This window comes from Neolewinella aurantiaca (assembly GCF_008014675.1).
GTDB lineage: Bacteria > Bacteroidota > Bacteroidia > Chitinophagales > Saprospiraceae > Neolewinella > Neolewinella aurantiaca.
The window spans coordinates 25,079-51,676 of record NZ_VOXD01000008.1 but is presented as its reverse complement, the minus strand read 5'-3'; the positions used below and the strand labels follow the sequence as shown (position 1 = coordinate 51,676).

15 protein-coding genes are annotated in these 26,598 nt (G+C 54.0%); 10 read left to right on the top strand and 5 right to left on the bottom strand.

Translation table 11 applies throughout. The features are described from left to right. The first annotated feature begins 89 nt into the window (after positions 1-89). From kduI to FUA23_RS06880, 3 genes are all read left to right on the top strand, one after another. Positions 90-920, top strand: a complete 831-nt coding sequence (gene kduI / locus FUA23_RS06890) for a 5-dehydro-4-deoxy-D-glucuronate isomerase (protein ID WP_147929996.1) — start codon at positions 90-92, stop codon at positions 918-920. Between the two features lie 64 nt (positions 921-984). After that, the gene (locus FUA23_RS06885; RefSeq protein ID WP_187270926.1) at positions 985-1,749 is read left to right on the top strand and encodes an SDR family oxidoreductase; all 765 of its coding nucleotides are present in this window, start codon (positions 985-987) and stop codon (positions 1,747-1,749) included. A gap of 357 nt (positions 1,750-2,106) precedes the next feature. Next, the gene (locus FUA23_RS06880; RefSeq protein WP_147929994.1) at positions 2,107-2,790 is read left to right on the top strand and encodes an NUDIX hydrolase; all 684 of its coding nucleotides are present in this window, start codon (positions 2,107-2,109) and stop codon (positions 2,788-2,790) included. Between the two features lie 149 nt (positions 2,791-2,939). Here the strand turns inward: FUA23_RS06880 and FUA23_RS06875 are convergent, their stop codons facing one another. Next, positions 2,940-4,373, bottom strand: coding sequence for a vanadium-dependent haloperoxidase (locus FUA23_RS06875; RefSeq protein WP_147929993.1), 1,434 nt, complete (start codon positions 4,371-4,373; stop codon positions 2,940-2,942). 330 nt (positions 4,374-4,703) lie between these two features. On the opposite strand from FUA23_RS06875, the gene FUA23_RS06870 reads away from it, so the two are divergent. Then, the gene (locus tag FUA23_RS06870; protein WP_147929992.1) at positions 4,704-5,621 is read left to right on the top strand and encodes a TIGR01777 family oxidoreductase; all 918 of its coding nucleotides are present in this window, start codon (positions 4,704-4,706) and stop codon (positions 5,619-5,621) included. 914 nt (positions 5,622-6,535) lie between these two features. On the opposite strand, the gene FUA23_RS06865 is transcribed toward FUA23_RS06870, so the two are convergent. Together FUA23_RS06865 and FUA23_RS06860 are read right to left on the bottom strand one after the other, a co-directional pair. Continuing rightward, the gene (locus tag FUA23_RS06865) at positions 6,536-7,819 is read right to left on the bottom strand and encodes a Gfo/Idh/MocA family protein (protein ID WP_147929991.1); all 1,284 of its coding nucleotides are present in this window, start codon (positions 7,817-7,819) and stop codon (positions 6,536-6,538) included. A 207-nt stretch (positions 7,820-8,026) separates the two neighbouring features. Next, on the bottom strand, positions 8,027-8,404 hold the full coding sequence (locus FUA23_RS06860) for a nuclear transport factor 2 family protein (protein WP_147929990.1): 378 nt from the start codon (positions 8,402-8,404) through the stop codon (positions 8,027-8,029). 297 nt (positions 8,405-8,701) lie between these two features. Between FUA23_RS06860 and FUA23_RS06855 the strand changes: the two genes are divergently transcribed. From FUA23_RS06855 to FUA23_RS06835, 5 genes are all read left to right on the top strand, one after another. Further along, complete coding sequence (locus FUA23_RS06855; protein WP_147929989.1) at positions 8,702-9,739, top strand: sugar kinase; 1,038 nt, start codon at positions 8,702-8,704, stop codon at positions 9,737-9,739. 120 nt (positions 9,740-9,859) lie between these two features. Next, positions 9,860-10,519: a beta/alpha barrel domain-containing protein gene (locus FUA23_RS06850; protein ID WP_147929988.1), complete on the top strand. Its 660-nt coding sequence runs from the start codon at positions 9,860-9,862 to the stop codon at positions 10,517-10,519. Positions 10,520-10,845: 326 nt separating this feature from the next. After that, the gene (locus FUA23_RS06845) at positions 10,846-12,012 is read left to right on the top strand and encodes an imelysin family protein (protein WP_222707002.1); all 1,167 of its coding nucleotides are present in this window, start codon (positions 10,846-10,848) and stop codon (positions 12,010-12,012) included. Positions 12,013-12,124: 112 nt separating this feature from the next. Continuing rightward, positions 12,125-13,531 (top strand): di-heme oxidoreductase family protein, encoded by a 1,407-nt coding sequence (locus FUA23_RS06840; protein ID WP_147929986.1) that lies wholly within the window; start codon positions 12,125-12,127, stop codon positions 13,529-13,531. Then, positions 13,531-14,631, top strand: coding sequence for an imelysin family protein (locus tag FUA23_RS06835; RefSeq protein ID WP_147929985.1), 1,101 nt, complete (start codon positions 13,531-13,533; stop codon positions 14,629-14,631). Before FUA23_RS06840 ends, FUA23_RS06835 begins: the two co-directional genes overlap by 1 nt. Positions 14,632-14,790: 159 nt before the next feature. Here the strand turns inward: FUA23_RS06835 and FUA23_RS06830 are convergent, their stop codons facing one another. Both FUA23_RS06830 and FUA23_RS06825 read right to left on the bottom strand, forming a co-directional pair. Then, positions 14,791-15,828 (bottom strand): sugar kinase, encoded by a 1,038-nt coding sequence (locus tag FUA23_RS06830; protein WP_147929984.1) that lies wholly within the window; start codon positions 15,826-15,828, stop codon positions 14,791-14,793. A gap of 260 nt (positions 15,829-16,088) precedes the next feature. Continuing rightward, positions 16,089-21,569, bottom strand: coding sequence for a T9SS type A sorting domain-containing protein (locus tag FUA23_RS06825; protein ID WP_147929983.1), 5,481 nt, complete (start codon positions 21,567-21,569; stop codon positions 16,089-16,091). A 659-nt stretch (positions 21,570-22,228) separates the two neighbouring features. Between FUA23_RS06825 and FUA23_RS06820 the strand changes: the two genes are divergently transcribed. Beyond that, the gene (locus tag FUA23_RS06820; protein WP_187270921.1) at positions 22,229-26,467 is read left to right on the top strand and encodes a hybrid sensor histidine kinase/response regulator transcription factor; all 4,239 of its coding nucleotides are present in this window, start codon (positions 22,229-22,231) and stop codon (positions 26,465-26,467) included. Positions 26,468-26,598 lie beyond the last annotated feature (131 nt).

Sequence of the window (26,598 nt, the reverse complement as noted above, 5' to 3'; positions counted from 1 at the left end):
TCGCCCATCAACAAATCAATTACTTAAGCCGGAAATTGAACCACAGACGTTTTTCTGTGTACATTTGACGCAATTAAAAAAATACAGTCATGAAAACCCGCTACGGGGTCCATCCCGAACACTTCAAAACTTTCACTACCGACCAGACGCGTACAGAGTTTCTTGCTCAAAACATGATGGAGGCAGGAAAAATCGAATTGGTTTACTCGCATTACGATCGCTTCATTTTCGGAGGGGTTGTTCCGACGTCGGCTGCCATTGAGTTGCCCAACGACGACGACCTGCGCGCCGACTACTTCCTGGAGCGACGGGAACTCGGTGTACTCAACCTGGGAGGCGCCGGCAGCGTGAGCGTAGACGGCAAAACGTACGAGTTGGATCGTTTCGATTGCCTCTATGTCGGCCGTGGCAGCAAAACCGTTTCCTTCGCCAGTAACGATGCCGGTGCGCCCGCGCATTTTTATCTCAACTCGGCTCCTGCCCATAAAGAATATCCAACCACAAAGGCCACCCAGTCGGACGCCAACCGGGTTGAACTCGGCGACGATGAGCATGCCAACAAACGCGTACTTTTTCAATACATCCACGAGAACGGCGTGCAGAGCTGCCAGCTGGTGATGGGCTTCACGGAACTACTGTCCGGCAATATCTGGAATACTTTCCCGCCGCACACCCACGAACGCCGGATGGAGGTGTACCTGTACTTCGATGTACCGCAGGAGGAACTGGTGATGCACTTCATGGGCCAACCTACCGAAACCCGTCACATTGCAGTGCGCAATTTCGAGGCGGTCATCTCTCCTCCCTGGAGTATTCACAGCGGAGCAGGTACCAGCGCGTACCGTTTTGTATGGGGAATGGCCGGAGAAAATCAGGCATTTACCGATATGGACGCCGCTCCACTGGACAATATCCGATAATCAGGCCTGAGTTGCCGGCAGCTAAAAAAAGCAGCCATTCCTTACCTTTTATAAAATTACTATGATCTTAGAAAAATTCAACCTCTCCGGTAAAACTGCCCTGGTGACCGGCTGTAAACGGGGCATCGGTTTCGCTATGGCCGTCGGCCTCGCTGAGGCCGGGGCAGACATCATCGGTGTGTCGGCCAGCCTTGAATCTTCCGGTTCCGCAATCGAGGAGGTGATTACCGCGCTGGGCAGAAAATTCACAGCCTATCGTTGTGACTTCAGTGACCGGGAGGCACTTTATGGTTTTGTAAAGCAGGTGAAGGCGGACCACGGTACGCCGGATATCCTCGTTAATAATGCCGGTACCATCCTCCGCGAGCCTGCGGCTACCCATTCGGATGAATACTGGGATAAAGTGATTGAAGTCAACCAGTCTGCTCAGTTCATTCTTGCCCGTGAGTTTGGTCGCGATATGATCGAGCGGGGTAGTGGCAAGGTGATTTTTACCGCTTCTTTGCTAACTTTTCAGGGCGGAATCACGGTGCCGGGCTATGCTGCTTCCAAGGGAGCTATTGGCCAGCTCACGATGGCGCTGTCCAACGAATGGGCGGGCAAAGGCGTCCAGGTAAATGCAATCGCTCCGGGCTACATCGCTACCGATAACACCCAGGCTTTGCAGGATAATCCTGAGCGCAGCACTTCCATTCTCGGCCGGATTCCGGCCGGTCGCTGGGGGCAACCCGAAGACTTCAAGGGCCCGACGGTGTTTCTTGCGAGTCCGGCGTCAGACTACGTCAGCGGTGCTGTCCTGCTCGTTGACGGAGGCTGGATGGGCCGCTAAACGTAGGGGTGTAGTCTGATGGTGAAACAGACCGACCGTTTTACCTCAAAACACGTAGCGCTTTCATAAACTCCCTCCCCAGTGGGGAGGGAGTTTTAAAAAGCGGTGAAGTAAAACGCCCTGTTAATCTCAAAAGAACGCTCCGGACAGGGATGCAAGACGAGATGAACACCGGTCAGACCGAAATCGTAGCGGACCATTGTATCGCCAAATGCACTACTATCACTAATTTTCCGCCGGCCATGTTCCCCTCTCTACCGAGAAGGAGGGGCCGGAGGAAAGGGAGATTCGTAACACACTATTTGAAAACAATCTAAGAGCCGCAGCCATTATATTGCACCAGTAACGACAACAAGGATGAACACGAACCATACCAGCAGAGTATCAACAGAAAGCCATGCAGTCGCTCTGACTGCAGACTGCGCCATCTTCGGTTTTTCGGGAGATGCACTACGCGTGTTGCTCGTGCGCCGTGCGGTAGAACCATTCAAAGGATACTGGGTACTGCCGGGGGGAGCTATGCAACCCCACGAAACGCTGGAAGACACAGCGACCCATTTGCTCAGCAATCTGGTGAACGTCGAAAATGTGCCCATTCATCAGGTTGGTACTTACAGTTCACTGACCCGTCACCCCGTCCGGAGGGTTGTTACCACAACCTACTTCGCACTCGTCAGCCCCGAAGACCACGACCCTATTGCACGGGAATACCTCGATAAAGTAATGTGGTGCCCAATGAACAAACTTCCGGACCTGGGCTACGATCACAAAACATTACTGGCCGATGCTTACGAAGCGCTGAAAGAAGAGCTCCGGCAACAACCGTTGGCCTTTCACCTCCTGCCCGACAGCTTCACCCTCAAGGAGGCGCAGGAGGTTTACGAATCCATCCTGGATGAAGAACTGGACCGCCGGAACTTCCGGCGCAAAATTCTTTCTTACGATTTCCTGATCAATACCGAAGAAAAAAAGCCCGGTGTAAAGGGCGGGCCGGAACTCTACCGTGTCGATGATGCCAAACTGGAGGAACACCTGCAGTAAGGGGAGTGAGCGGAAGTCAGAAAGCAGAGAACAGAATACAGAAAGCAGAATACAGAAAGCAGAGCTTCTGTCCGTATTCTGCAATCTGCGCCCTGCGCTCTATTTATCGCACGCGTCTGCAATCTGTATTCTGCTTCTCCGCTCTGTAATTACCGTGATTGCTGTTGCAGTCTCAGGTTATTGACGCCGTCGGAGATTTCATATCCGAGGCGTAATCCTTCCGCACAATCCATCCGGACGTGAACGCCCAGCGGAATACGCGAGAAGGCATTCTCTTCGGCCATCTCCGAGAAGGAGGTGAAACTGCGCGGAGCGCCCCTGAATTCTTCCCTGCCTTCGTGAGTAAGGTCGGTAAAGTCGGTATTGTCGCCGAAGGTGTCGATGAAGATGCCTCCCGCTGCCGAAGCAAAGCAAGAGTGCCCCGATGGATAGCCCGGGAAGCCCGGGTTGGGCCAATAGACGAGACGGTAAAGATTGGTCTGGAAGTCAGGGTCGATAAATTCCTGCAGGTACACGCTCGGGCGCATCACCATGTGTTCGTATTTGTACTTCCAGGCTGCTACGGCAGCATCGTTGAGTGCAAACCCGATTTTCGTGAACAAAGCGAGAGTCTCGGCCATACTCAATGAATATTGGTCGACAAGTTGGTTGGCAATCGTCACCTGCCGGGCTGGTGGGCTCATCATCAGGTCTTCCACATCATCACTCCAGAATTCTGCAATCCAGAGTTGTTCTCCGTCGTCCTCGCGGGCAGCGTTGTTGACCTGGTAGACCTCCTCCATCTGGTCGCGGTAAGGGCTGCCGGGTTCTGTGCTATACGCGAGCGGAGGTACCGTCGTCGTTTCGTCGGTGGAAACCACAAACGTGCGGACCCTTTCCCAATATGGGAATAAAGCCCTTTCGGGGTCTGCGGAATAGGTCCAGAAGCCGAGGCCCGTCGGGGGCTCGTACGACAGCGGGACGGGTTCCAGAATCTGGTTCTCGGCTTCGGTGTCCGTCTGGCTGTAAGCAATCACTTGCTGGGCTACGTAGGTGCCCCAGTCTTCCGAGTTGGTCACTACGCGTTCCGTTACGTCTTCAATCAGTTCGGCGCGGTAGTCGCTTTCCAGTTCAGAGATGGCTTCCTTGCGTGCCAGCGGCACGTTGATGAGGAAGTGGTCAAGTACGTCTGCGAAGCAGGCGTTGAGAGCGATCTCTACGTCGATTTGCCGGCTGGCTTCATCGTCGTCGATATTTAGCCCCTGTAAATACCTCGTGTTGGAGACGTAGCCCCGCATACCGGGCTGTGCGGTTTCGTAGGCGGCCAGGTAGATATAGGCCATGGCCCGCGCGCTGGCGTTGGGGCGCATGCCTCCGGCGTAACGTTCTATTTCCAGGAGCAAGTCGGTCCAGTCGGTAATCAGGTCAGGACTCATGTTGTTGGCATTGCCCCCGTTATTATTGCCGTTACGCAGTTCAGAGTCGGTGGTTTCGTCCGCCAGTTCGGACTCGAGAATTTCCAATTCCTCGTCTTGCTCACAGCTTACGATAAACAAGGACGTGAGGAGCAGGAGGAACAAAGTTCCAATTCGGGTAAAACGCATTCTAGTCGGTTTTGTATGATGAAAAAAACACAGCCTCTAATTCCGGGCTGATCACTGTGGGGAGAACCCCAATGGACAATTTGCAGCGCTGCGCATTACCATTAAAATCGAGTAGAAAAGGAACTTATAGTGTGGAGGTTTACCGGGTTTGACTTCACCTTTTTTAAAAACCTTCGCCATGGGGTTGATTTTTTCAAGAAAAGTTTTGATGGGCGGGGCCGCAGGTGCAGGGTGGGGTTGGAGGAAGAGCGGATGCATGCCATGGAACGTTTCAAAAAAAATCTGCAACCAACCCCGTTGCTACCCGTTTTTCATGCAAATCCCTGCCCCATGCCCAAACGAATAGTAATAACCGGAGGAACCGGCTTTATCGGCCGCTCTCTGGCCAATCAGCTTCACGAAGCAGGTTATGAGTCGGTACTGATTGGCCGCAGCGAACCTAAATGGCTGGCGCAGTCGCCCCATAAGTACGCCCGCTGGGACGGCCGAACCGTGGGCGACTGGGCGCAAAGCCTCGAGGGCTGCACTGCCATCGTCAATCTCGCCGGCCGTTCGGTCGACTGCATCAAATCTCCGGAAAATATCGATCAGATCCTGCGCTCCCGGGTTGAGTCTACTGCCGCGGTTGGTGCCGCGCTCCGGCAAACCACCAAAAAACCCGACGTTTGGGTTCAGATGAGCACCGCTCATCTTTACGGAGACTCGCCGGACATAACCTGTACCGAGGCTTCTCCTTTTGGCTACGGCCTTGCTCCTTTCGTGGGTGAAAAGTGGGAAGCTGCTTTCCGGGAGGCTTTGCCCGACGGAATGCGGGGCGTCATCATCCGTACCAGTTTTGTGCTGGGCAAAAACGGCGGTGCGTTGGAGTCGTTGCTTCGCATCACCCGGCTCGGTCTGGGCGGCACGGTGGGCAACGGAAAACAGGGCATGAGCTGGATCCATGAGCACGATATGAATGCTATCCTGCAACGCGGCATCGAGGACGAGTCAATGTCCGGTCCTTACATAGCTTCCGCTCCTGAACCGGTAGACAACAGAACCTTCATGAAAACCCTGCGCAAAGCGGCCGGTGTACACATCGGCTTGCCGGCTCCGGCCGCGCTCGTCCGCTTTGGTGCACACAACATCTTCCGCACCGATCCCGAACTGGCGCTGTACGGTCGCTACGTAGTCCCGGAGCGGTTGGTCCGGGAAGGCTTCAACTTTCGTTTTCCGCAGCTGGCGGGAGCACTGAAGGATTTGGTGTGATGCAGGGCTTCCCGGTTTCGGTACAGGTTACGTCAGGTGGAGATCGAGATGATTGTCACCGCCGAACAGCTTGCAACCCAAAAACGCGTAGCGTTTTCATAAGCTCCCTTCTCCTTCGGAGAAGGGCTGGGGATGAGGTTCCGAGCGGGAGCGAGCAAAGCCGTTCCAAGGCACCGTTATGACTTCATACTCATAGACGTAAAACCCTAATTCTAAGCGCAACAATTGACGATCAGCCGGCGCCACAGCCAAGGCTTTTACTATCTTCTTGCCTCACCTTGCAGAAGCCGCGCAGCAAAAGTAGGCCGCCGGCAGGTATGTTAGACGAGATATGACGCTGTTACCACCCTGCAAAGATTGGCTTAGTACAGAAGTAAAAGCATCTCATCAGCTATAAACTTTGACGGATCGTCGTATCACGAAATGCACTACTCCCGCGAATCTGCCGCCTGTAATGTCTTCCTGGAAGTTACTCTCCTTGTGTAGGTTTACATCTGCTCCCAAACCCCCTCCCCAGCCCCTTCCCCACGGGCTAGGGGCTAGCGAAAACGCTAGGCGTTTTAAAGGCAAGATCATCCTTAACGAGCCATTTTGAGACTTGTGTAGAGAATATAGCTTCCGAGCGGATGGGCTGGGGCAGGGTTAACGTTTAGGATTCAATTTTAAGCTTTTAGACCGAGATGATCGTCACCGCCTAACAGCTTGCAACCCAAAACGCGTAGCGTTTTCATAAGCTCCCTTCTCCTTCGGAGAAGGGCTGGGGATGAGGTTCCGAGCGGAAGCGAGCAAAGCCGTTCCAAGGCACCGTCATGACTTCACACTCAAAACGTGTAGCGTTTTCATAAACTCCCTCCCCGGTGGGGAGGGCTGGGGAGGGGGTTTAACCGAGCGCTTAACGCATAACACTACCTTTTCTAACCCAAAGACATCCGGTATTCGGGGCCGAGCAAACGGTTTGCGGCCCGGTCGTTGCTGATTCGTTCGGTGGAGGGGTCCCACATCAGCGGACGGCGCAGGCGGTAGGCGATGTTCGCCAGGGTACACATACTTGAGGTCCGGTGGCCCGTCTCGGCCGGGCAGCGCAGTTCGGTTCCTTTCAGAATAGCGTCGTAAAAATCCTGGAAGTGGGCTACGTTTGCGTTGGTTTTCATGGCGGCATTAGTGTCGTTATAACCAACGAGGCCGGGAATCGTGCTGTCGATGAAACCCCTACCCACATCGAGCGAACCTTCAGAGCCGATGAAACGGACGGCGTTACCCCGACCGAACTGGCGGTGCTCCACGCGGAAGCCGTCGTCGTAAAACATAGTCAGGCCGTATTTGGCGTCGCCTCCGGAGGGGAAGAACTGCGTCGGGCCGGAGTTGTCTTTGCCTTTCGCCCACTGCACGATGTCGAACATGTGCGCGCCCCAGTCGGTGATCATGCCGCCGCCAAACTCAGCGTAGTCGCGCCACGCGCCCCATTTTCGGCCGTTGGATTCCGGCAAGAGGGTAGAGTGGTAAGGGCGCTCCACGGTGCCGTCCAGCCAGGTACTCCAATCAAGGCCGTCTGGTATAGGCTCTTCGGGGAGGTCGAAGGGTTTAGCGGGGACGCCGATGCTCACGATGGCTTCCCGGAGTTCACCGATGGCACCTCCCTGTACGAGTTCGACTGCACGCTGGAAGGTCCGCATAGAGCGTTGCATGCTGCCGGTTTGCAGCACTTTTCCGTTCCGTTCCACGGCGTCAACGATGGCGCGGCCTTCCTCGATGGTGTGGGCGAGCGGTTTTTCGCAGTAGACGTGCAGGCCGCGGTCGAGCGCGTCGATACACATCTGCGCGTGCTGGTGATCGGGCGTGGCGATGAGGACGGCGTCGAGTCCGGGGTGATCCAGCAATTTGCGGTAATCGGTATAGGTGGCGGGGGCGGTTTCTTTTCCGCCACCGGCTTGTTCGGCGTAGGTGGCGGCAACAGTGTTGGCGAACCGTTTCAGGTTGGCGGGGTAGACGTCGCAGGCCGCTACGACCCGGGCTTCGGGCATCGCGCTGCCGCGTTTAAACAGGCCAACGGCCTGTTTGCCGGTTCCTATGACCCCGATGTTGATCTGAGCGTTGGGGCTGAAGCCCGAAAAGCCGGCGCGCAGCCAGGATGGAATAAATACGAGACCAGCTCCAACGGAGGCAGTTTGGAGGAAGTTTCTACGGTTTTGTCTAAGCATGATGATTTAAGTATATGGGGTTTACAATTCTGAAGCGAAATGTAGCGGCATAATAGCAAACCCTGAAAATTGTACTATCCTGTACTGTCCTACAAAATCATCAAAATCTAACACTTTTGGTTTTTTGAATCTGACCTTTGGGCATCGGACTGGAAATCTGCGATCGCGGGCCGGCTCTGGCCGGGTTTTGAAGGGCGCCCGGGGGCGCTAGATCATTCCGTTTTCGTGGGCCATCTCGTTCGGAACCTGCTGAATCGCGTCCCAGTGTTCCACTATTTTCCCATCCTCATCAAAGCGGAAAAAGTCCATGGTTACGTACTGATCGTTGCCGGGCCAGGTTTGGTGGGTGTGGAGAGCGACGAGATCGCCTTCGGCAATGCAGCGTAGAAAGCGGAGCGATTTTTCGGGGTATTCGCGGTGCATTCGTTCGAAGTAATCGATAAAGCCTGCGGGACCATCGGCTACGGCGGGGTTGTGTTGAATGTAGGTGCTCCCGACATATTTTTCGACGGCCCCGGCGGGGTTGCCTTCGTAGGCCATGCGATAAAATGCCTCGGCGGTTTGCTTGTTAGTAGTTGGGTTCATCGATATAGTGGTTTTGAAGCTTCATGATATGAAATTTATTCAGGTCCCGGCACTCATAACCTTCCCTGCACCGGCGTTCGCGCAAAATGGTGGTCAAACGGCGCGCACGCAGGTGCAAGATGGGTTAAAATGCAATCCATTGCACGGTAGTCGTTGTAAAAAAAACGATTTTAACACCTTCTGAGTGAGGATGGTGAAAATAAAGGAGTTGTATTAGAAAAATACGTAATTACCTTTGTGGTGTTAAACCGTGTTTTTGCAACACAGAAATGGATCACCCTACAAAATCAACTTGAAGTGCCACGTATTGTAACCTTCGGCGAGATCATGCTTCGCCTCAGCCCTCCCGGCTGGAAACGTTTTTCACAAGCCAACTCCTTCGAAGTCATCTACGGTGGCGGCGAAAGCAACGTAGCCGTCACGCTGGCGAACTACGGTATGGATGCCCGTTTTGTTACCCGCATCCCTAAGAACGACATCGGCGATTGCGCCATGATGGCCCTTCGTGGCCGTGGTGTAGACACCAGCCACGTTGTACGCGGTGGCGAGCGCCTCGGTATTTACTTCCTCGAAACCGGAGCAATGCAGCGCGGTTCCAAGGTAGTTTACGACCGTGCCCACTCCGGTATGGCGACCATCGAACCCGGCGAGATCGACTGGGACTCTGTATTCGAAGACGTAGACTGGTTCCACTGGACGGGTATCACCCCCGCTCTGAGCCAAACCGCTGCTGATGCTTGTCTCGAAGCCTGTAAAGTCGCTGCGGCCAAAGGCATCACCATCTCTACCGACCTCAACTACCGCAAGAAACTATGGAAGTACGGTAAGTCTCCGCAGGAGATCATGCCCGCGCTCGTAGAGCACTGCGACATCATCCTCGGTAACGAAGAAGACGCTGAGAAGCACTTTGATATTCACCCCGAATCGGTAGACGTAACCAAGGGAGACACCATGGACCCCGAAGCTTACCTTCCCGTTTGTAAGGCGCTCATGAAGCGCTTCCCGAAAGCGAAGAAGGTGATCACCACCCTGCGTGGTTCCATCTCTGCCAGCCACAACACCTGGTCTGGTGTAATGTGGGACGGCGAGAAGATGTACACCGCTCCTACTTACCAACTCAGCCACATCGTTGACCGCGTTGGCGGTGGCGACAGCTTTATGGGTGGTCTCATTTACAGCCTCCAGACCTGGCCAGACGACGACGCAAAGGCACTGCGCTTTGCCGTTGCTGCTTCTGCCCTCAAGCACTCCATCTTCGGCGATGCCAACCTGGCTACTCCCGAAGAAGTGATGGCGCTCATGGATGGAGACGGTTCCGGCCGCGTTAGCCGCTAAGGGTGCATTAGCACTCAGGTGTAAACCCAAACTAATCCGTAAGGATTTAATCAAAGTAAACCCCGGACGCAGCGCGTGCAAAGCATGAGCGGAGTCCGGGGTTTTCACAAAGTGAAAAGAATGAGAAGATTAGACGTTTACCGTACGGTACTGGACCAGGCCATCGTGCCCCTGGCTTACATCGCAGAAGTAGACAAAGCAAAAAAAGTAATCGATGCCATCTACGCCGGTGGAATGCGCAGTTTCGAGTACACCAACCGCGGCGTTGGTGCGCATAAGGTCTTTGACCTGATGGCCGAGCACTGCCGCGAGAACTACCCGGACCTTGCCCTTGGCGTTGGCTCCGTGGTGGATGCACCAACCGCAGCACTCTACATTCAGTTAGGCGCAGACTTCATCGTTAGCCCCATGCTCGTAGAGGAAATCGCGCCGCTCTGTAACCGCCGTAAGATCGGTTGGATGCCGGGCTGTTTCACGCCCTCCGAAATCGGCCGGGCCGAAAGCCTTGGTGCTGAAATCGTGAAGTGCTTTCCGGGTAATGCTGTAGCTCCGGGCTTCATCAAGTCCCTGCTCGCTCCGTCTCCGCAAACAAGCATCATGGTTACCGGAGGTGTTGCACCTAACGCCGAAAACCTCAGCCGCTGGTTTGGCGAAGGTGCGGTTGCCGTAGGCATGGGCTCGGGTCTGCTGCGCAAAGACCTGCTCGCCAACGGCGATTACAAAGGCATGGAAGAACTTGCCGCTAAGTGTATCGCCCTTGTAGCGGAAGCTAAAGGGTAGGTTATACCTGTACAAAGCGCGCTCAGCGCGCTGCGTTCTGAAATCTGGCTGCCAGCAGCACACTACCCGTGTGTTGCTGGCAGCTTTTGTTTTGGGGCTTTGGCTTTTGTGAAGTGGTAAATAAACCACCGGCTGAAGCCGGGGCTACTGCGAACGGATTTCTGACGGTGGCCGTAAATCAAGAATCAAATGCCGCCGGCTCTTCATTAAGCCGAGGTTCAGAATGTGTTAAAGAACAACAGGGAAGCTAAAAAATCAATAAATCTATTTTTAAATAGTCTAAATAAGTATAGTTTTGCGCCCCCAAACATCCAATAGGAATACTTATGACTAAATATTTTTACCTCCTCCTCTCCATGTGCATCGTAATGAGCTTTACTTCATGTGAAGACGACGACGACATTACGCTTCTTACTTCTCAGGATGAGGTTAAGGCAGATTACGCCGACCTCGTACTCTCTAACTACGAAGCTGCGCGCGCTGATGCAGTAACCCTCGACGCCGCAATTGCTGCGTTCATCGCTGACCCTACCGCAACGACTCAGCAAGCCGCTAAGGACGCATGGCTCGCCGCCCGTGAATCTTACGGACCAACCGAAGCGTACCGCTTCGCCAACGGACCCATCGACGTAATTGACGGCGAAGAAGGCCCCGAAGGTCTCCTCAACTCATGGCCACTCGACGAAGCTTACATTGACTATGTTGATGACGACAGTGATGCAGGCCTCATCAATTCTCCCGCACTGCTGCCAACCATCACTAAGGACGCTCTTGCAGACCTGAACGGACAAGGTGGCGAAGAAAACGTAAGCGTAGGCTACCACGCTATCGAGTTCCTCCTGTGGGGACAAGACCTCACGGCTCCTTCAGCACTCGAAGCTGGTCAGCGTTCCTTCACTGACTTCGTTGACGGTGGCACCGCCGACAACCAGGACCGCCGCCGCGCTTACCTCAAAGCTTGTTCCGAACTCCTGCTCGATCACCTCCAGATCCTCATCGATCAGTGGGCCGTTGGTGGACCTTACCGTACGGCTTTCCTCGCACAGGACGACGCTACTTCACTGAGCGACATGATGACCGCCATTGCTACACTTTCTAAGTCCGAACTTGCCGGTGAGCGTGTATTCGTCGCTTACGACAACCGTGATCAGGAAGATGAGCACTCTTGCTTCTCCGACAATACCCACCGCGATCTTCGCCTCAACTACGACGGTATCCGCGACGTCTACCTCGCCCGTGCCATCAACGACGTAGAAGGCGCTTCCATCGCTGACCTCATCCTGGAAGCTGACCCGGTTCTCGCTGGAGAAATTTTCGCTCACCTCGAAGCCGCTGAATTGGCGGTTTACGAAACCGCGATTCCTTTTGATTACGCCATTTCTGACGACAGCACCCGCCCGAACGTACTTGCTGCTGTGACCGCTCTGCGCGCACTTGGCGACAAGATCGTTGAAGGCGGTGACGCCATCGGCATCGAGGTTCGTATCGAGTAGAAACCGGTAATGAACAATTGATGTATAAAGTGTTTAGCGCTTAGGGGACCCGTTCGTGGCGCCTAAGCGCTAAGTACTTTTATCCCTACACCGAAAATTATGTCCTTTTTTGATGAAGAGTTCCCAATTTACCGTACTGCCAGGGTGGCCTTTTTTAGCCTTTTCCCTGTTGATTTTCCTGCAGAGTTGCGAGAAAGATGATTTGTCTCTTCGTTCTGTTAACGGCGAAGAACTCTCGGGAGGAACGACGACGATATTTGCTGCCGACGATGATGCCTTCAGTTTTCAGGCGCCGGGCCTGTCGGAAACCGACGGTCTCAATTTCTTTACGGGTAATTCTCTCTTCAACCAGAACTGGGTTACCGCGCCGGCGTCGACCACTGCGCGGGATGGCCTGGGACCCCTTTTCAACGCCCGCTCGTGCTCGGGTTGCCACTTCAAAGATGGTCGGGGCCGGCCACCAGCATACCCCGGCGAAGTTTCTCACGGCCTGCTGCTGCGCCTGAGCACCGGCAACGCCCTGGCGGGAGATCCCATCCCGGATCCCTATTACGGCGGGCAGCTTCAGGACCAGAGCGTCCTGAACGTAGATACCGAAGCAGCCTTCTCTATCGACTACGAAACCATTACCGGGAGTTATGCCGATGGCTCTCCTTACGAGCTGCAACGCCCCAATTACCGTATCGGTGAACTGACGCAGGGTGAGTTGACAGCTACCAACATCTCACCCCGCATTGCTAACCAGATGGTTGGCCTGGGCTTACTCGAGGCCATCGATGAAACGACCCTCCTGGCGATGGCGGACCCGAACGACGCCGATGGCGACGGTATCAGCGGGAAAGTCAACTATGTCTACGACGTGGTGGCCGATGATCTGCGCCCCGGTCGTTTCGGCTGGAAGGCCAACCAGCCTTCCGTATTACAGCAGGTTGCGGCGGCTTTTGCCGGCGACCTCGGTATCACTTCCGACCTTTTCCCCGACGAGAACTGCCCGCCCAGCGAAGATTGCAGTGAACTGGCCAATGGCGGTAGCCCCGAAATACCGATGGATAACCTGCAGAAGGTAACCCTTTACTCCAGTACCCTTGCTGTGCCAGGACGTAGAAACTGGGAAGCACAGGACGTCCTGCGCGGGAAAGAAATCTTCCGGCGACTGAACTGCAGCTCTTGCCACCGGGAAGAGATCGTAACCGGCGATCACCCTGATTTTCCGGTTCTTTCGGGGCAGACGATCAGACCATACACCGATATGCTGCTGCACGACATGGGCGAAGGGCTGGCCGATAACTCGCCCGAATTTCTGGCCACAGGCCAGGAGTGGCGAACGCCGCCACTGTGGGGAATCGGCCTTTTCAACATTGTTAACGGACATACGAATTACCTGCACGACGGCCGGGCCCGTGACCTGGAGGAAGCCATTCTCTGGCACGGCGGCGAAGCCGCCGACAGCAGGGAAGGCTTCAAAGAGCTCAGCGCTTCCGAGCGTGACGATCTCCTGGCATTCCTAAATTCTCTGTAATGAAAACGACTTCTTTAGCGTACTGGATCGCTCCGGCACTGTTTACTGTTTTGCTGATCATCGGATGCGGCAAAGACGAATCCGAGCCCGATTATTCCGATCCGCGGGGCCTCCAACTAAGTGCTGTATTCAACAACGGCATTGTCCCGGCCCATGCTGCGTTCGTTGCTGAGGCAACTGCCTTGCAAACCGCCGCAGATGCATTCGCTGCAAACCCGGACACTCAAAATCTGGCGGAAGTACAACTTCGCTGGCGCTCCGCCACGGATCAGTGGAAAATGTGCGAGGTGTACGACTTTGGGCCGGTGTCCAACTTCTTTCTCCATACCCGCATTCACCGTTGGCCGGTGGACACAGAAGGCATCGACGATGCCATCAACGCCGGAGAAACGATCGATGAAGCGTACATCAGCAGCCGGGGATCTTCCATCATCGGGTTGGGCACTTTGGAGTACCTGTTGTTTGCCGAAGACGAATCCACCACGGTTCAGCGCTTCACCAACGATGCCGCGCGCAGGGATTACCTGCAGGCGCTCTCCCATTACCTGACCACGGTGGCAACGGAACTCAACAATCGTTGGTTAGAGGCCGGCCCTGCTTTCACGACGAATACCGGCCTCAGTGTTGGCGGTGGTCAGAACCAGTTCGTTAACGGATTGATCAACCAGCTCGACAAAACCATTCGCTTCCGGCTACGTACCCCGTCGGGCGAAGAGAGTGGGGAGGCTCCTGATGCCAGCCTGGTGGAAACGCCTTTTGCGGCGTATTCGCTTGCGTGCCTTCGGGCAGGTTTTGCCGAATGGGAACTGGCTTACTACGGCGGGGAGTCGGCCGGAAACGGCTATGGCTTCGATGATTACCTCGCGGAGTTGGGCAATACCGACGTCGCGCCGCGCATTGCGGCGGCGATCGAGAAGGTGGCGGCGAATCTGGATGCCCTGAGCCAGCGCAACACCACCCTGGGCGAACTCGTAACCGATGACACAGCGGCCATCTCGCAACTGACGGCCGATTATCAGGCGTTGTTGGTGCTGATGAGGGTCGATCTGTCGAGCAGCATCAGCGTTGTGCTTACGGTAACGGATGCGGACGGCGACTGATCCGGGTTAAGGGATCCGAAGCATTATGCGGCGCGGTCGCAGGTACAAGGTTAAGGACAATGAGCAGGGCCGGAGCGATCTTTTGTCCGCAACCCTGCACCTGCGTCCCCGCCTGCTGATTAGGCGGAGTAATGAAACAAGGCTGACTTATTAACCTCTTTATCTGCTTATCCGGCCTGAAGCATTGCCTTTCATGAACTGCTTTACTTCCTTGAGTCTTACACGGTTAAGGTCTCCGAAAACGGAATGCTTGAGGGCTGAGGCTGCCACCGCAAAGTGAAGCGCTTTATCGTTGTTATCAGGCCAGGTCATCAGCCCGTAGATAAGTCCGCCTACGAAGCTGTCTCCGCCACCGACACGGTCAACGAGGTGCGTGAGTTCGTAGGTTGGCGCCGTGATGAGCTGTTTACCGTCGTACAGCAGTGCCGACCAGGAATGGTGGCTGGCCGAATGAGACTGGCGCTGGGTTGCGATCACCTTTTTTAGCTTTGGAAACCTTTTCATAAACGCTTTCCCGGCCGCCAGGAAAGCTTTATGGTCTGCGGCGACATCCTTGCTTGCATCCGTCTTTGGCAGTTGTAGACCGAAGCAGAATTCGGCGTCGAAATCGTTGGCCAGGATGATGTCGCTGTACTCCACCATTGCGGGCAGGACTTCGCGCGGGTGCTTGCCGTACTTCCACATTTTGGCGCGGTAGTTGATGTCGGTACTGATGGTGAGCCCCATCCTTGCAGCCGTCTGGCAGGCGATGAGGCACTCATCGGCTGCGGCCTGGCCAAGGGCCGGCACCACGCCGGACCAATGGAACCAATCGGAGCCCTGAAAGGCTGCCTCCCAGTCGATCTGGCCAGGAACCAACGAAACCATACTGGAGTGGGACCGGTCGTAGACCACTTTTGGTCCGCGCTGCATGTCTCCCATTTCTATGAAATAGATTCCCAGCCGCTCGCCGCCGCGCACCACGTGGTCGCAGTTAACGGATTTGGCCTGGAGGAAGCGCAATGCTCCGTCGCCGATGCAGTTGTCGGGAAGCCGGGATACGAAGGTTGCCCCGATGCCGTAATTGGCCAACGAGGCGGCAACGTTGGCTTCGCCACCGCCGTACACGAGGTCGAAGGTGGACGCCTGACTGAAGCGCTGTTTATCGGGCGGACTGAGGCGGAGCATTATCTCTCCGAAGGTGGTAAGGTGAGGCATGGTGGAAAGGTAAAGCTTGTTTTGTAAATCATTTTGCCGTACGGCGCAAAAGCGTGTACGGGGTGCCGGGGGGCTTAAACTGAAAGCATCCAGAATAACAAAGACACCCTTACTGTGAAACGGGCTGATCCGTTCCGGAAAACCTTCTTTGGACCTGCGATCGCGCAGACTTATTAGTATGCGAACCGGAGAATAAAAAACCTCAGTTCGGGCACCCGGCCCGAACTGAGGTTGTATTGGCGTCAACGGTGACAAATGCCCTAACGGGTGATGACTATCCGTCGCATGACCGTTTTCCCTCTCTGACGGAAGGAAAGCAGATAGGTGCCAGCGGGAAGGTCTTTTACATCGTAGTGCTCATTGCCCCGGCTTTGTGGCCAGTTTTTAAGTAAAGCACCTTGCAGGTTGTACAGGCTGACCGCCGTAGGGTGCTGTAGTGGATGCTCGACGAAAAAGGCAGAAGATGCAGGGTTCGGATACACTCTGATTTCATCGAGTGGGTGGTAGTTTGAAGTGCTGGTAAATACTTCTACGATTTGCTCCTTCTCTCCGAAATTTGCGGCAATTTCACCTCCTGTATCCTCGAAAAAGAACTCTGTGGGCATTTCTGTAAACGAGACCGAAGCGGTGTCGCCGACATCTCCGATAATGTTGAACCGGAGGGTGAACAGCAGCGCCGAATCAGGAAGGCTTATGGCGTTTTCCTCCGCAAACCAAAGCCAGGGAAGTTGCCCGTCCCGGACGCCAGCGAGCGAGAAATTCTCTTCTGTGAGGCCAAGGGTGGTGTTCTCGTTCTTTATCTCGAGAAGGTCGACTACATTACTGTTCCATGCAAGTGAGAACTGCGTCGCCAGCATATCGGTGAAATTGTAGGCATAAACGTCCATTTCCCACGGCACCCCGCGCACGGGTGGGGCTTCGCCCACCATGAAGGAAAGGTCGTTGAGGGAGCGCCCCGTGGCAACCGGCCCGTCGGGCCTGGCGTTCTGCGGGTCAGCCCCTGAGCTGGGGTCGCCCATTTTCAGACCGATGAAATTCAGCCCGGTTTGGCTTCCGTTCACCCGGCCGAGGTTAATCTCGCGTGGGTACGCGCTTGCGGTAGGATTATCAGGATCGGCGAAAACATGGTCCTGAGGAACGAACTCCCACGAAGGAACACCCGGGAACTCGGAGATAAGACCGAATACAAGCTGACGAATGGATGAGATGTCGCCTGAATTGATACTGCCAATATTGGTGGCGTCGGCGGCTATTCTGCGGTAGGGACCGACCAAAGGAGCGGTGCCAAAGATGTGTCGTCGAACGGCCGAAAGATCGCCGGAATTCACGTGATTGCGGTAATTGATCAGCTTTTCGGGCCGTACGGCATAATCGGCGCCGTCGGGCGTGACCATAAATTCGTATTGTCCGGTAGCATCCGTTATTAGTTGGTCAACGATAATCCCGTTGCGGTACAAACTCACGGTTGCCCGGGCAATACCCTGACCGGTTTCGGTGATAAGTCTGCCGGAGACGTCGACTTCGCTACAAGGGCCTACCGTACCGCGCAACATGCTTATCGGGATTTCTTCGCCGTTCCCGTTTTCAGCGTAACTCGGAACCGGCCCGGAGGCAATTATTACGTCCGAGGAAAGTGGTCCTCCACTCTGAATTGCGACTTTGAGGGTGATAAGCAGGGTGCCGTCGGGGTAAAAGAGGCCGGAAGCATTATCCCATATTACTGCAGCCCTGGCTCCGTTGTAAATCAGGTAATCCTCCACTCCTGGAATATTCTCCAGTTCCAGGCCCACAATTTTGGCGACCGAGGTATCGGTGAGACCCAGGGTAATTTGATAGTTGAGGATATTGGTGAAGTTGTCGGCATAGATAGGGATGTCGATAATTTCACCTGGTTCCCCACACGCTCCGGGTAATGGCCGGAGGATGAGGTCTGTATCGGTGTTGGGAATATTGACCACGCGACAGAATCGCTGACTGCCACAGCTGTTCGTGACCGTCAGGCACAGCGTATAGGTGCCCGGAGGCAGGTTCAGGGTGAGGTCTCTGGAAGCAGAGATGGACGTACCGTCAACTTCCCAGTCATAGGCCGTAACACCGGCTTCGTCGGAAGTATTAAGGGCAAATGTTCCCTCGTCTCCCTGGAGGAGAATGAAACTGGTAAGTGGCAGGGAGCAGTTTGGGATACTGATGTTTTTACAGCAGGTTCTGTATCCACCTACAGTTGTATCGAAGTACTGTACGCACACTTCAGCATTTTGGCCCTGACTGATGGGAACTGCCAGCGACGCACCGCTTCCGGCAGCGTCACCATTCACAAACCAGTTCCGGCTCGCATCTCCAATGTCGGCGGTAACAATTGCATTACCGTTGAAATAGCTGAAGTTGATATTCTCCTCGCAGTTCACCGGAGAACACAAGTAGATCGAGCGGCAACAGATTACCCAACTCTGGCGGAAAGTATCGTAATAGCGAACACTGATATTGCGCGTAACGCAGGTGCCGGGTGGGGCAGGTACAGGAATGGTTGCACCCGAACCAAGGCTGCCGCCGGTGTCATCATCAACCCATGCGATGGGTTGGTCGGGGTCTGCCCCTTCAACGGAAAGATCAAAGGCTTGCGCATCGGCAGCGTATTGGTACAAAATTCCGTCGCACTGGTTTGGGTCGCAGAGGTAAATGGTCCGGCAACAGATGATCCACGCTCTGCGGGTAGCGTCGTAATACCGAACGCTGATGTTACGGGTGACGCAGTTGCCGGGAGGAACCGGAACGGGGATGGTGGGGGTAGTACCGAGCCCGGCTCCCGTATCGTCGTCGACCCAGGCCAGGGGTTGGCTACTGTCTGCCCCCTCAATAGAAAGACTGAAGGTGTTGTTTGCCTCAACGTACTGGTAGCCGATGCCATCGCAGGCGTAAGGGTCACAGATGTATACGGTACGACGGGCGAGCTTCCAGCAACCACCGCTGAAATAACGGACGTAGTAAGTCTGGGTTGTGCAGTTGGCCGGAGTGGGAACATTGGCCGTAGTACCCGACCCACTGATGGGTGGGCCGGAGTTTCCAAGAGAAATCCACTGTGGTTCACTGACCGTACCGTCTTCTGCCAGTTCAAATTGGTAAGTATTTGTTTCTACGTCGTAATCATAGAGAACCTGGGGCGAGTTTTCCTGATTGTCAAGGCAGTACTGCTGGCAGCAGTAGCTGATACACCCATTGGAGTCAGTAATCGGAAAACATACTTCTACATTGTAATTATTGGCCCGGCTCAGGCTGATACTTTGCCCGGTAAAGGCAGTCACCGGTTCGCGCTGAACGAGCCAGGGTTCGCCGGGGGTAGCTGCTCCCTGACTGCTGATGAGAAAGTCGCCGTTGGCGTCAAGGGTAAGTACCTGACTGCCGCAGTTCTGATTGTAAACCGGATCAGGGCAGTTAAGTGGTGGGCAAATGGTCTCGGTTCTACGTTCGATTCGCCAGCATTCGTTTGAATTGTCGTAGTATCGCACGAAGTAAGTTCTGGTGAAACATGACTCTTCCGGATACGAAATAAATACCGATACTCCACTACCGATTTGTATTGGCTCTCCGTCATCGTAATAGAACCAGGTTACGTTGGAAACTCCACCGTCATTGGGTGGGGGGAGTACAGAGAGCAGTAATCGCACCCTTTCGTTGTCCGGTTGATCTTCAGCCAGGAACCTGAATGGAGCATCGTTGGATTCCACGCAGAGGTCTACACATCGGTAGTTGAGACATCCGGAAAAATCGTAATAGGGGTAACAAACGGTGTAATTGCCGCCGCTTCCGGCAAAGTCTATCGTGAAGTCAGCGGTACCGTTTCCTGTAATGGCCAGGCCGGAATTTTCAGCTGGGATGTAGTTGATAAGGTAGCTGTCTTCAGTACTGAAATCTCCCAGAATGCCACCAAAGCTGTACCGGCCGTCTGCGAGCCGGGTGGCCCCAAAATCTGAATCGAAGCTGTATGCGGGCGAATCACATTCGCTTCCCGCGTCGCAACTCATGCTGATGGTGTAATCGCCAAAACTGCCGTACCATCCATCTATCACCAGAAAGTATTCTCCGGGATCGAGGAACAGACTAAGGTTTTCCGGTTCTCCAAAACCTCCGTTGGTGGCGATACCGAGGCAGTCGTCAAATAACGCGCAGGTGCCTCCATTGGCTTCGGGCGTACTGGCCAGAACGATAAGTTCAAAGTCTGCTGTTGATCCGGAAGGAACCGTGAGGTTGAAGTCGTAAGTTCCTGCATCGGTGATGTTCAGGCGGTAGGTATGTTCATTGCCCGTAATGCCGGTTCCTGGCACTGTGGTGTCAATTCCGCAGTAGTTACTGGTAAAATTACCCCGGGGTTGTTCTTCCCGGCTGGGTATTCTGTTGTTAGCAGTGCCTCCACAGCTAAGGGTTGCATCGGTTGTGAAACAGTTAAATTCACAACTCAGGGCGAGTTCGTAACTGCCAACTTCATCGCTGTTTACTCCGTCTACCACCAGGTAATAAGTACCGGCATCAAGCAAAGGGAAATAGATTTGCTCACGATTGAAAGTAGTGCCGGCTACGTTATCGCTTTTGGCAATACATGTGGGCAGTTGTCTGCCCGGTGCAAGCCCGAATGCCTCGCCTCCGTCACAGATTGCATCTTCATGGAGGAAGATGTCAAAATCAGTAGCATCGTCGTTCATCAGGGACACAACGAAGCGGCCTCCGGGATGGTCTATTCTGAATACCTCGTCGCCGCCATTGTAGTTGACGTCTCTTGTAGCACAAGTGTAATCGGACGAAGTGTAGCTGTTGTCCGATTCAAAGTTGTTGCCAAGGAAAGTATAATTACAGTCGAGCGGGATGGCTTCCAGGCAAATATTGGCTTCTCCGTTACCGCCTCCGTCGCAACTGCCGAGGGTCCATTCACCTTCCACGAAGCCAGCCTGCAATCCGGCACACTCGTTGTATAGGTCTTCGCCTAATAAACAAGAAGGGTTAGGTTCGAAACAATCAACAATCACGCCGTTATTTCGCAGAGAAATACACATGTTGTCGATATAGATGGGGCTCTGGCTGGTCGGGAGGTCAGTAGCTACTTTAGCCCAGATGTTGATGGCGTCCAGGGAAAGGCTGCCGAAAGAATCTTCGCCGTCGCTCAGGTTCCAGTCTGCCACGTGGTTGTAGTCGATAAACATGCTGACGTAGTCATCGTCCAGGTCAATGACCTGGGCTACACGGAACCAGCGCCCCCGCGGGTAGCTGATGGAGGTAAGTTGTACGTCACCCTGACCAAGAAGAATGGTCGCCAGCCCGCTACCGTTGAATTCGATCCGGTAGGCCCAGTTGCTGTTGGGCCCGCTGGTTCCATCAAAATCGTTGATCAGGCCTGCTGTAGCTGCACTACCCACCGGTAGAAACATCATCCACTCAATGCGGTAGCGCCCGGAGGTGGCGGGGTTCATGTAGTAGACTACATCGTCAAAATACCCTGCGTTAGGACGATCAAGCCGTAAGGCACGGTTGCCAGAGAAAGTCTGTTCGTTCGTAATGGTTGCATCTGAATCTGCGCCCGGAAAGTTGGCCCAGAAGTCGGATCCACTCTCGACCAGTGAGCCTGGGGAAAGGTTGTCAAGGGTGTTGCAGGAAGTTGGGCTCCAACTCGGATAGAGGATTTGAGCCCGCACCTTATTGCTCACCTGGAAGGTGAGGAACAAGGATAAAATAAGGAGGTTGAGTTTTGTTTGCATATGGGAAAGTGTTTTACTAGAGTTATGTCGGCTTAATGAGCCGACTGTAATTGAATGCTTCTTTGGAGGTGTTTGGGAATAAGGAAAACCAGTGCCCTGATCGCAGTATGCAGTCGACAGACTTGTTACTTGCTGATTGGACTAAAGCAAATAAATCTCTATAAGGAAGGGATGGGGAATAGTAAGGTGGCTCTAAAATAGGGGGTTAAAAGCAATTAATGAGGTGTCGAGTGGAAATAAATGAAATTGGCTAGTGTTAATTACCAGATTTTTAGTTGCATCTGAGAAGGCATAGGTATTTTTTCCCCGATTGACCACCTGGAGATAGTGTTGTGTTGGATAATGAAACTTAAGATTAGAGAACACAAATCGGTTTTTTCCTGCTTCTTTTGGTTAGTTCATGAGTTCGCAGAACGGCAACTTACAGTTGATCAACCGGCATAGTCAACTCACTATGCTCTTTGTTTTTTACTTTGCACCTGCGTCAGCGCCCTGATCAATCTGTTCGGAGCCACGCCCGACGGGTAAGCTTACGAGTAGCGGTCAGGTCGTTAATGCATCAGGATGTTGGTGGAATTGTTGATGTTTATACGGCTTGGTTAAGAAGCAGGAAAAGAAAGTGCCTACCCGTTTTTTATATTTTAGGAAGCTTAATTTTGATGATGATAATTTGCCAGAAGATTTCGCCGCGTCAATTGCTACGGGTTTCGTTGCTCCTGATGCTGGTTTTCTGTTCATTTTCGCCCCTGACAAGCCAGGAAGACCGGCTGTACGTAGACCGGCTGGGCTCCCAGCAGGGGTTTTCTGCCAACTACGTCACCTGTAGCTTTCAGGACGACGACGGGTTCATGTGGTTCGGCACCTTCGCCGGGCTCAACCGTTACGACGGGTACGAGGTAAAGGAATTCAAGCCAGACCCGCAGGATTCCAACAGCATCAGCGGTATCCGGATTTTCTCAATAACCGACGATGAGAAGGGGAACCTGTGGATCGGCACTACCGGAAAAGGGCTGAATTATTACAACCGTTCCACCAATAATTTCCAGCGAATTACCCACGATCCCGCTGATCCGCAAAGCATCCGATCCAACACGATAAACGTCCTCCTGTCGGACAAAAAAGGCCGGCTGTGGGTGGGCACGAATAAAGGACTCAGCGTACTGAAGAAGTTTCGGGAAGGAGCCGAACCCGAGTTTGTTCATATCAGCTTACCGGACCCTTCTAAGCCCTTCTTTATCCACTCTCTTTTCGAAGACGCCTCCGGAAACATTTGGTTCGCGGCCCAAAACTCCCTCTTCCGGGTGGTGGATGATGATGAAATGAGCCTGCGCAGAATCGATCTCAAAAATATCGGAAATATAAACGCAACCTCTATCGTGCAGCTAGCCAGTGGAGAGCTCTTACTGGGATGTGGCGCAGGGCTGTTTATGCAGCAGTCTGCCGACAGCGAAGCGTTTAGGTTCGTAGGCCACCTGACCGGAATCAACGCACTGGCCTACGACAGAGAGATCGATCAGCTTTGGATCGGGGCGTCTACCGGATTGTACAAATACTCCGTTGGCCGGAACGGTGAAATGCCGGAGGAGCTGGAGCATTACACCTACGATGCCCTGGATCCCCGTAGCCTGAGTAACAACGACATCACCACCCTCACCATCGATGAGACCCGGATCATTTGGGCAGGAACCAGTGGCGGCGGCATCAATAAATTCGATCCGTTTCGTAAGCATTTTTACCATCATAAGGACGTAGGCGGGGCTGCTGCCACCATTCGGGCGTTGTACCGTGATTCGGAGCAAAGGATCTGGGTGGGTTCCGACGGGGGCGGAATAGAACTCAGCGATGGCCCGTTACCGCTGAACGAAAAATCGACCTTCCGGCATTTTCAGCGACCCCGGAGGGTGTACTCGATCATTGAGATCAACAACGAGGTGGAACACGCCATGTATTTTGGCTCCAATAGTGGCCCCGGCCTGTTCAGGGCCGACCTGAACCGGGAGGATATATCGATTGAACCTATCCGCGAAGTAACAGGCTCGGTCTTTGCCATGTTGGAAGACAGCCGCGGCGCGTTCTGGATCGGCAACTATTTTGATGGCTTGATGCGGTGGACTCCCGATCCTGAGGCTGAAGGGGGCTACGTAAAAACCAGGATCGGAGAAACCGGAGGGAACGAGCTGCCAAGTCAGATCATCCGTAGCCTGGAAGAGGATAAGGCCGGAAATATCTGGGTGGGTACGGGAGACGGACTGGTCTTCATCTCTTCGTCCGAAGCTGCGAAAGCAGACCCTTCGCACCAGTCTTACAAGAATATCCCGGAAGACAGGAGCTCGTTGAGCAACAGCTACATTTTGCCGATCTACACGGCAACCGACGGCACCGTTTGGATTGGGACCTTTGGTGGAGGCATCAATAAATACATGCCGGCAACCGAGGGCGAGTCGGTAAGCTTTAAAAGCTACGGCGAATCCGACGGATTGGTCGACGGTGTCATCAAAGCAATTACCGAAGACCAGAGCGGCAACCTGTGGATAAGCTCCAACCGGGGAATTAGCAGGTTTGACCCCAGAAAGGAGAAATTTGAAAATTTTGACATAAATGACGGTTTACAGGGCGATGAATTCGGAGAACTGGCCGTTTGTACCCAGGCCGACGGCAGCATCATCTTCGGGGGGGTCAATGGTTTCACGGCTTTCTACCCGGAGTCGATCAAGTTGAACGCCATCCCGGCCCGGCCGGTGATCACCGGCCTGAGCATCCTCAATAAGCCAGTAGAGGTGGGGGAGGAGAGAGACGGCCAGGTAGTATTGCCGCAGGCAATCAGCAATCTCGAGCGCATCAACCTCATCCACAGCCACAACAGCGTCTCTTTTCAACTGGGAGCTCTCCATTACGCTTCCCCGGAGAAGAACCGCTTCGCCTATAAGCTCGACGGATTCGATAAGGACTGGATTTTTACGTCTGCCCGCCAGCGGGTAGCTACGTACACAAACCTTCCCGCCGGCAATTACACTTTCATGCTCAAGGTGAGCAACAACGATAAGGTGTGGAACGAGGAGGTGCTCACACTTGGCGTGGTCGTGCAGCCACCTTTTTGGCGAACCAATGCCGCATACTTCCTTTACCTCTTGCTCTTTGTCGGTTTTCTGTACCTCCTGCGCCGTTATTCCATCATCGATATAGAGGAGAAGAATCGCATCGAGCTCAAAAAAGTCAATCAGGAGAAAACCGAGGAACTCAACCAGCTCAAACTGCAGTTCTTTACCAATATCTCCCACGAATTCAGGACCCCGCTTACGCTCATTTCCGGCCCGCTCGAGTCGCTCATCCGCAACCAGTCCAGCCTCCAGCCGGAGCAACGCAACCAGTACTACCACCTGATGTACAAGAACTCCAAATACCTGCTGCGACTGGTCAATGAGTTGCTCGATTTCAGAAGGCTCGATCAGGGTAAGCTCAGCCTGCGGGTAAGCAAAAACGATGTGGTGGAACACATTGAAGGAACCGTGGCTCCGTTCGAGTTTCTGGCGACCAAAAAAGACATCAACTTCAGGGTAGTGGCCGAAGAACGCCCCATCACGACCTGGTTTGCTCCCGAGATTCTCGAAAAGGTGCTTTTCAACCTGCTGTCCAATGCTTTCAAGTTCACACCCGAAGGCGGAGACATTCTGCTGGCCATCGAAAAGATAAACCAGGACGACCCGCGCTTTAAAAAACACCTGCCCGGCTACGGAACGCTCCTCATTACCGTGAAAGACTCCGGAGTGGGCATCTCCGACAAAAAGCTCAGAAGAATCTTCGATCGCTTCTATAAAGGAGCTCAGGAAGACAGCATGAACAGAGAGGGAGCCGGCATCGGCCTTGCTTACGCACAAAGCCTCGTCGACCTGCACCGCGGGCTCATCGACGTGAAGAGCAGCCTGGGGAAAGGAACTACTTTCTACCTGCGCCTGCCACTGGACAAAACTGTGTACCAGAAATCTGAACTCGAACAGCGTGATCTCAGCGATTACGTCCCGCAGGCAGATCCGGTAGACTATTTCATGCCTGAAGAGAACAATAAGGAAGAAGAACTGAACGCACTTCAGTTAGGGGCGGGCATCTCTCCGCAACAGGAAGATTCGGATGATTCGTCTCTGCTCCTTTACATCGATGATAACCCCGATCTGAGGAACTATATCCGTCATACTTTCGCAAACGATTTCCGGGTCATCGCCGCTGACAGCGGTGAAGCCGGCCTCGAGCTTGCGCTCACGTCTTCGCCGGACATCATCGTTTCCGACCTGATGATGCCGGGAATGGACGGCATAGAAGTGCTGGATAAGCTGAAGAGTAACCCCCAGACAAGTCATATCCCGGTTATCCTGCTCACGGCAAAAGACACCGAAGAAAGCCGCCTCGAAGGCCTCCGGTACGGCGCCGACGGGTACGTAACCAAACCCTTCGATCAGGAAGCTTTGCTGCAGCAAATTCTGAACATCGTTCAACACCGGGACATCCTGCGCGATCGTTTCCGCAGAGAAGTGATCACCGAGCCGGCCGAAGTGACGGTGACCGACTCCGACGAACTTTTCCTGCGCCAGGCGATGGACATCGTGGAAGAAAACATGTCCAACACTGAATTCAGCGTCGATCAGCTGGTAAAGGAGATGGGCGTTTCGCGCAGCAAACTTTACCTCAAACTGAAGGCACTAACGGGGCAGTCTTCCAGCGAGTTCGTCAGAACCGTACGTCTGAAAAGAGCGGTGCAACTGCTGGAAAACAGCAATTATTCCGTCAAGGAAGTGATGTACATGACCGGCTTCAACACGGCGAGTTACTTCTCGAAGTGTTTCAAACGCCAGTTCGGCATCGTGCCGAGCGAGTACGTGAGCCGAAACAAGCAATCGAAAAAATAAGAGCAGGGGAGGTGCCCGGTCAGGTTCAGGGCGGCGGAGCGCAGGTGCAAAGTGAGGACGAAATGATCGTTAGCACCAAAGTAAACCATATGGTCTAATGAAGAACCCATTTACACCAGCGGGAAACGTAC

Bases quoted from the DNA above. Each gene is read 5' to 3' on its own strand.
- FUA23_RS06845 (WP_222707002.1), top strand. From the start codon at position 10,846: ATGACTAAATATTTTTACCTCCTCCTCTCCATGTGCATCGTAATGAGC.
- FUA23_RS06820 (WP_187270921.1), top strand. From the start codon at position 22,229: ATGATGATAATTTGCCAGAAGATTTCGCCGCGTCAATTGCTACGGGTT.
- FUA23_RS06835 (WP_147929985.1), top strand. From the start codon at position 13,531: ATGAAAACGACTTCTTTAGCGTACTGGATCGCTCCGGCACTGTTTACT.
- FUA23_RS06825 (WP_147929983.1), bottom strand. From the start codon at position 21,569: ATGCAAACAAAACTCAACCTCCTTATTTTATCCTTGTTCCTCACCTTC.
- FUA23_RS06860 (WP_147929990.1), bottom strand. From the start codon at position 8,404: ATGAACCCAACTACTAACAAGCAAACCGCCGAGGCATTTTATCGCATG.
- FUA23_RS06830 (WP_147929984.1), bottom strand. From the start codon at position 15,828: ATGCCTCACCTTACCACCTTCGGAGAGATAATGCTCCGCCTCAGTCCG.
- kduI (WP_147929996.1), top strand. From the start codon at position 90: ATGAAAACCCGCTACGGGGTCCATCCCGAACACTTCAAAACTTTCACT.
- FUA23_RS06865 (WP_147929991.1), bottom strand. From the start codon at position 7,819: ATGCTTAGACAAAACCGTAGAAACTTCCTCCAAACTGCCTCCGTTGGA.
- FUA23_RS06880 (WP_147929994.1), top strand. From the start codon at position 2,107: ATGAACACGAACCATACCAGCAGAGTATCAACAGAAAGCCATGCAGTC.
- FUA23_RS06850 (WP_147929988.1), top strand. From the start codon at position 9,860: ATGAGAAGATTAGACGTTTACCGTACGGTACTGGACCAGGCCATCGTG.
- FUA23_RS06840 (WP_147929986.1), top strand. From the start codon at position 12,125: ATGAAGAGTTCCCAATTTACCGTACTGCCAGGGTGGCCTTTTTTAGCC.
- FUA23_RS06870 (WP_147929992.1), top strand. From the start codon at position 4,704: ATGCCCAAACGAATAGTAATAACCGGAGGAACCGGCTTTATCGGCCGC.
- FUA23_RS06875 (WP_147929993.1), bottom strand. From the start codon at position 4,373: ATGCGTTTTACCCGAATTGGAACTTTGTTCCTCCTGCTCCTCACGTCC.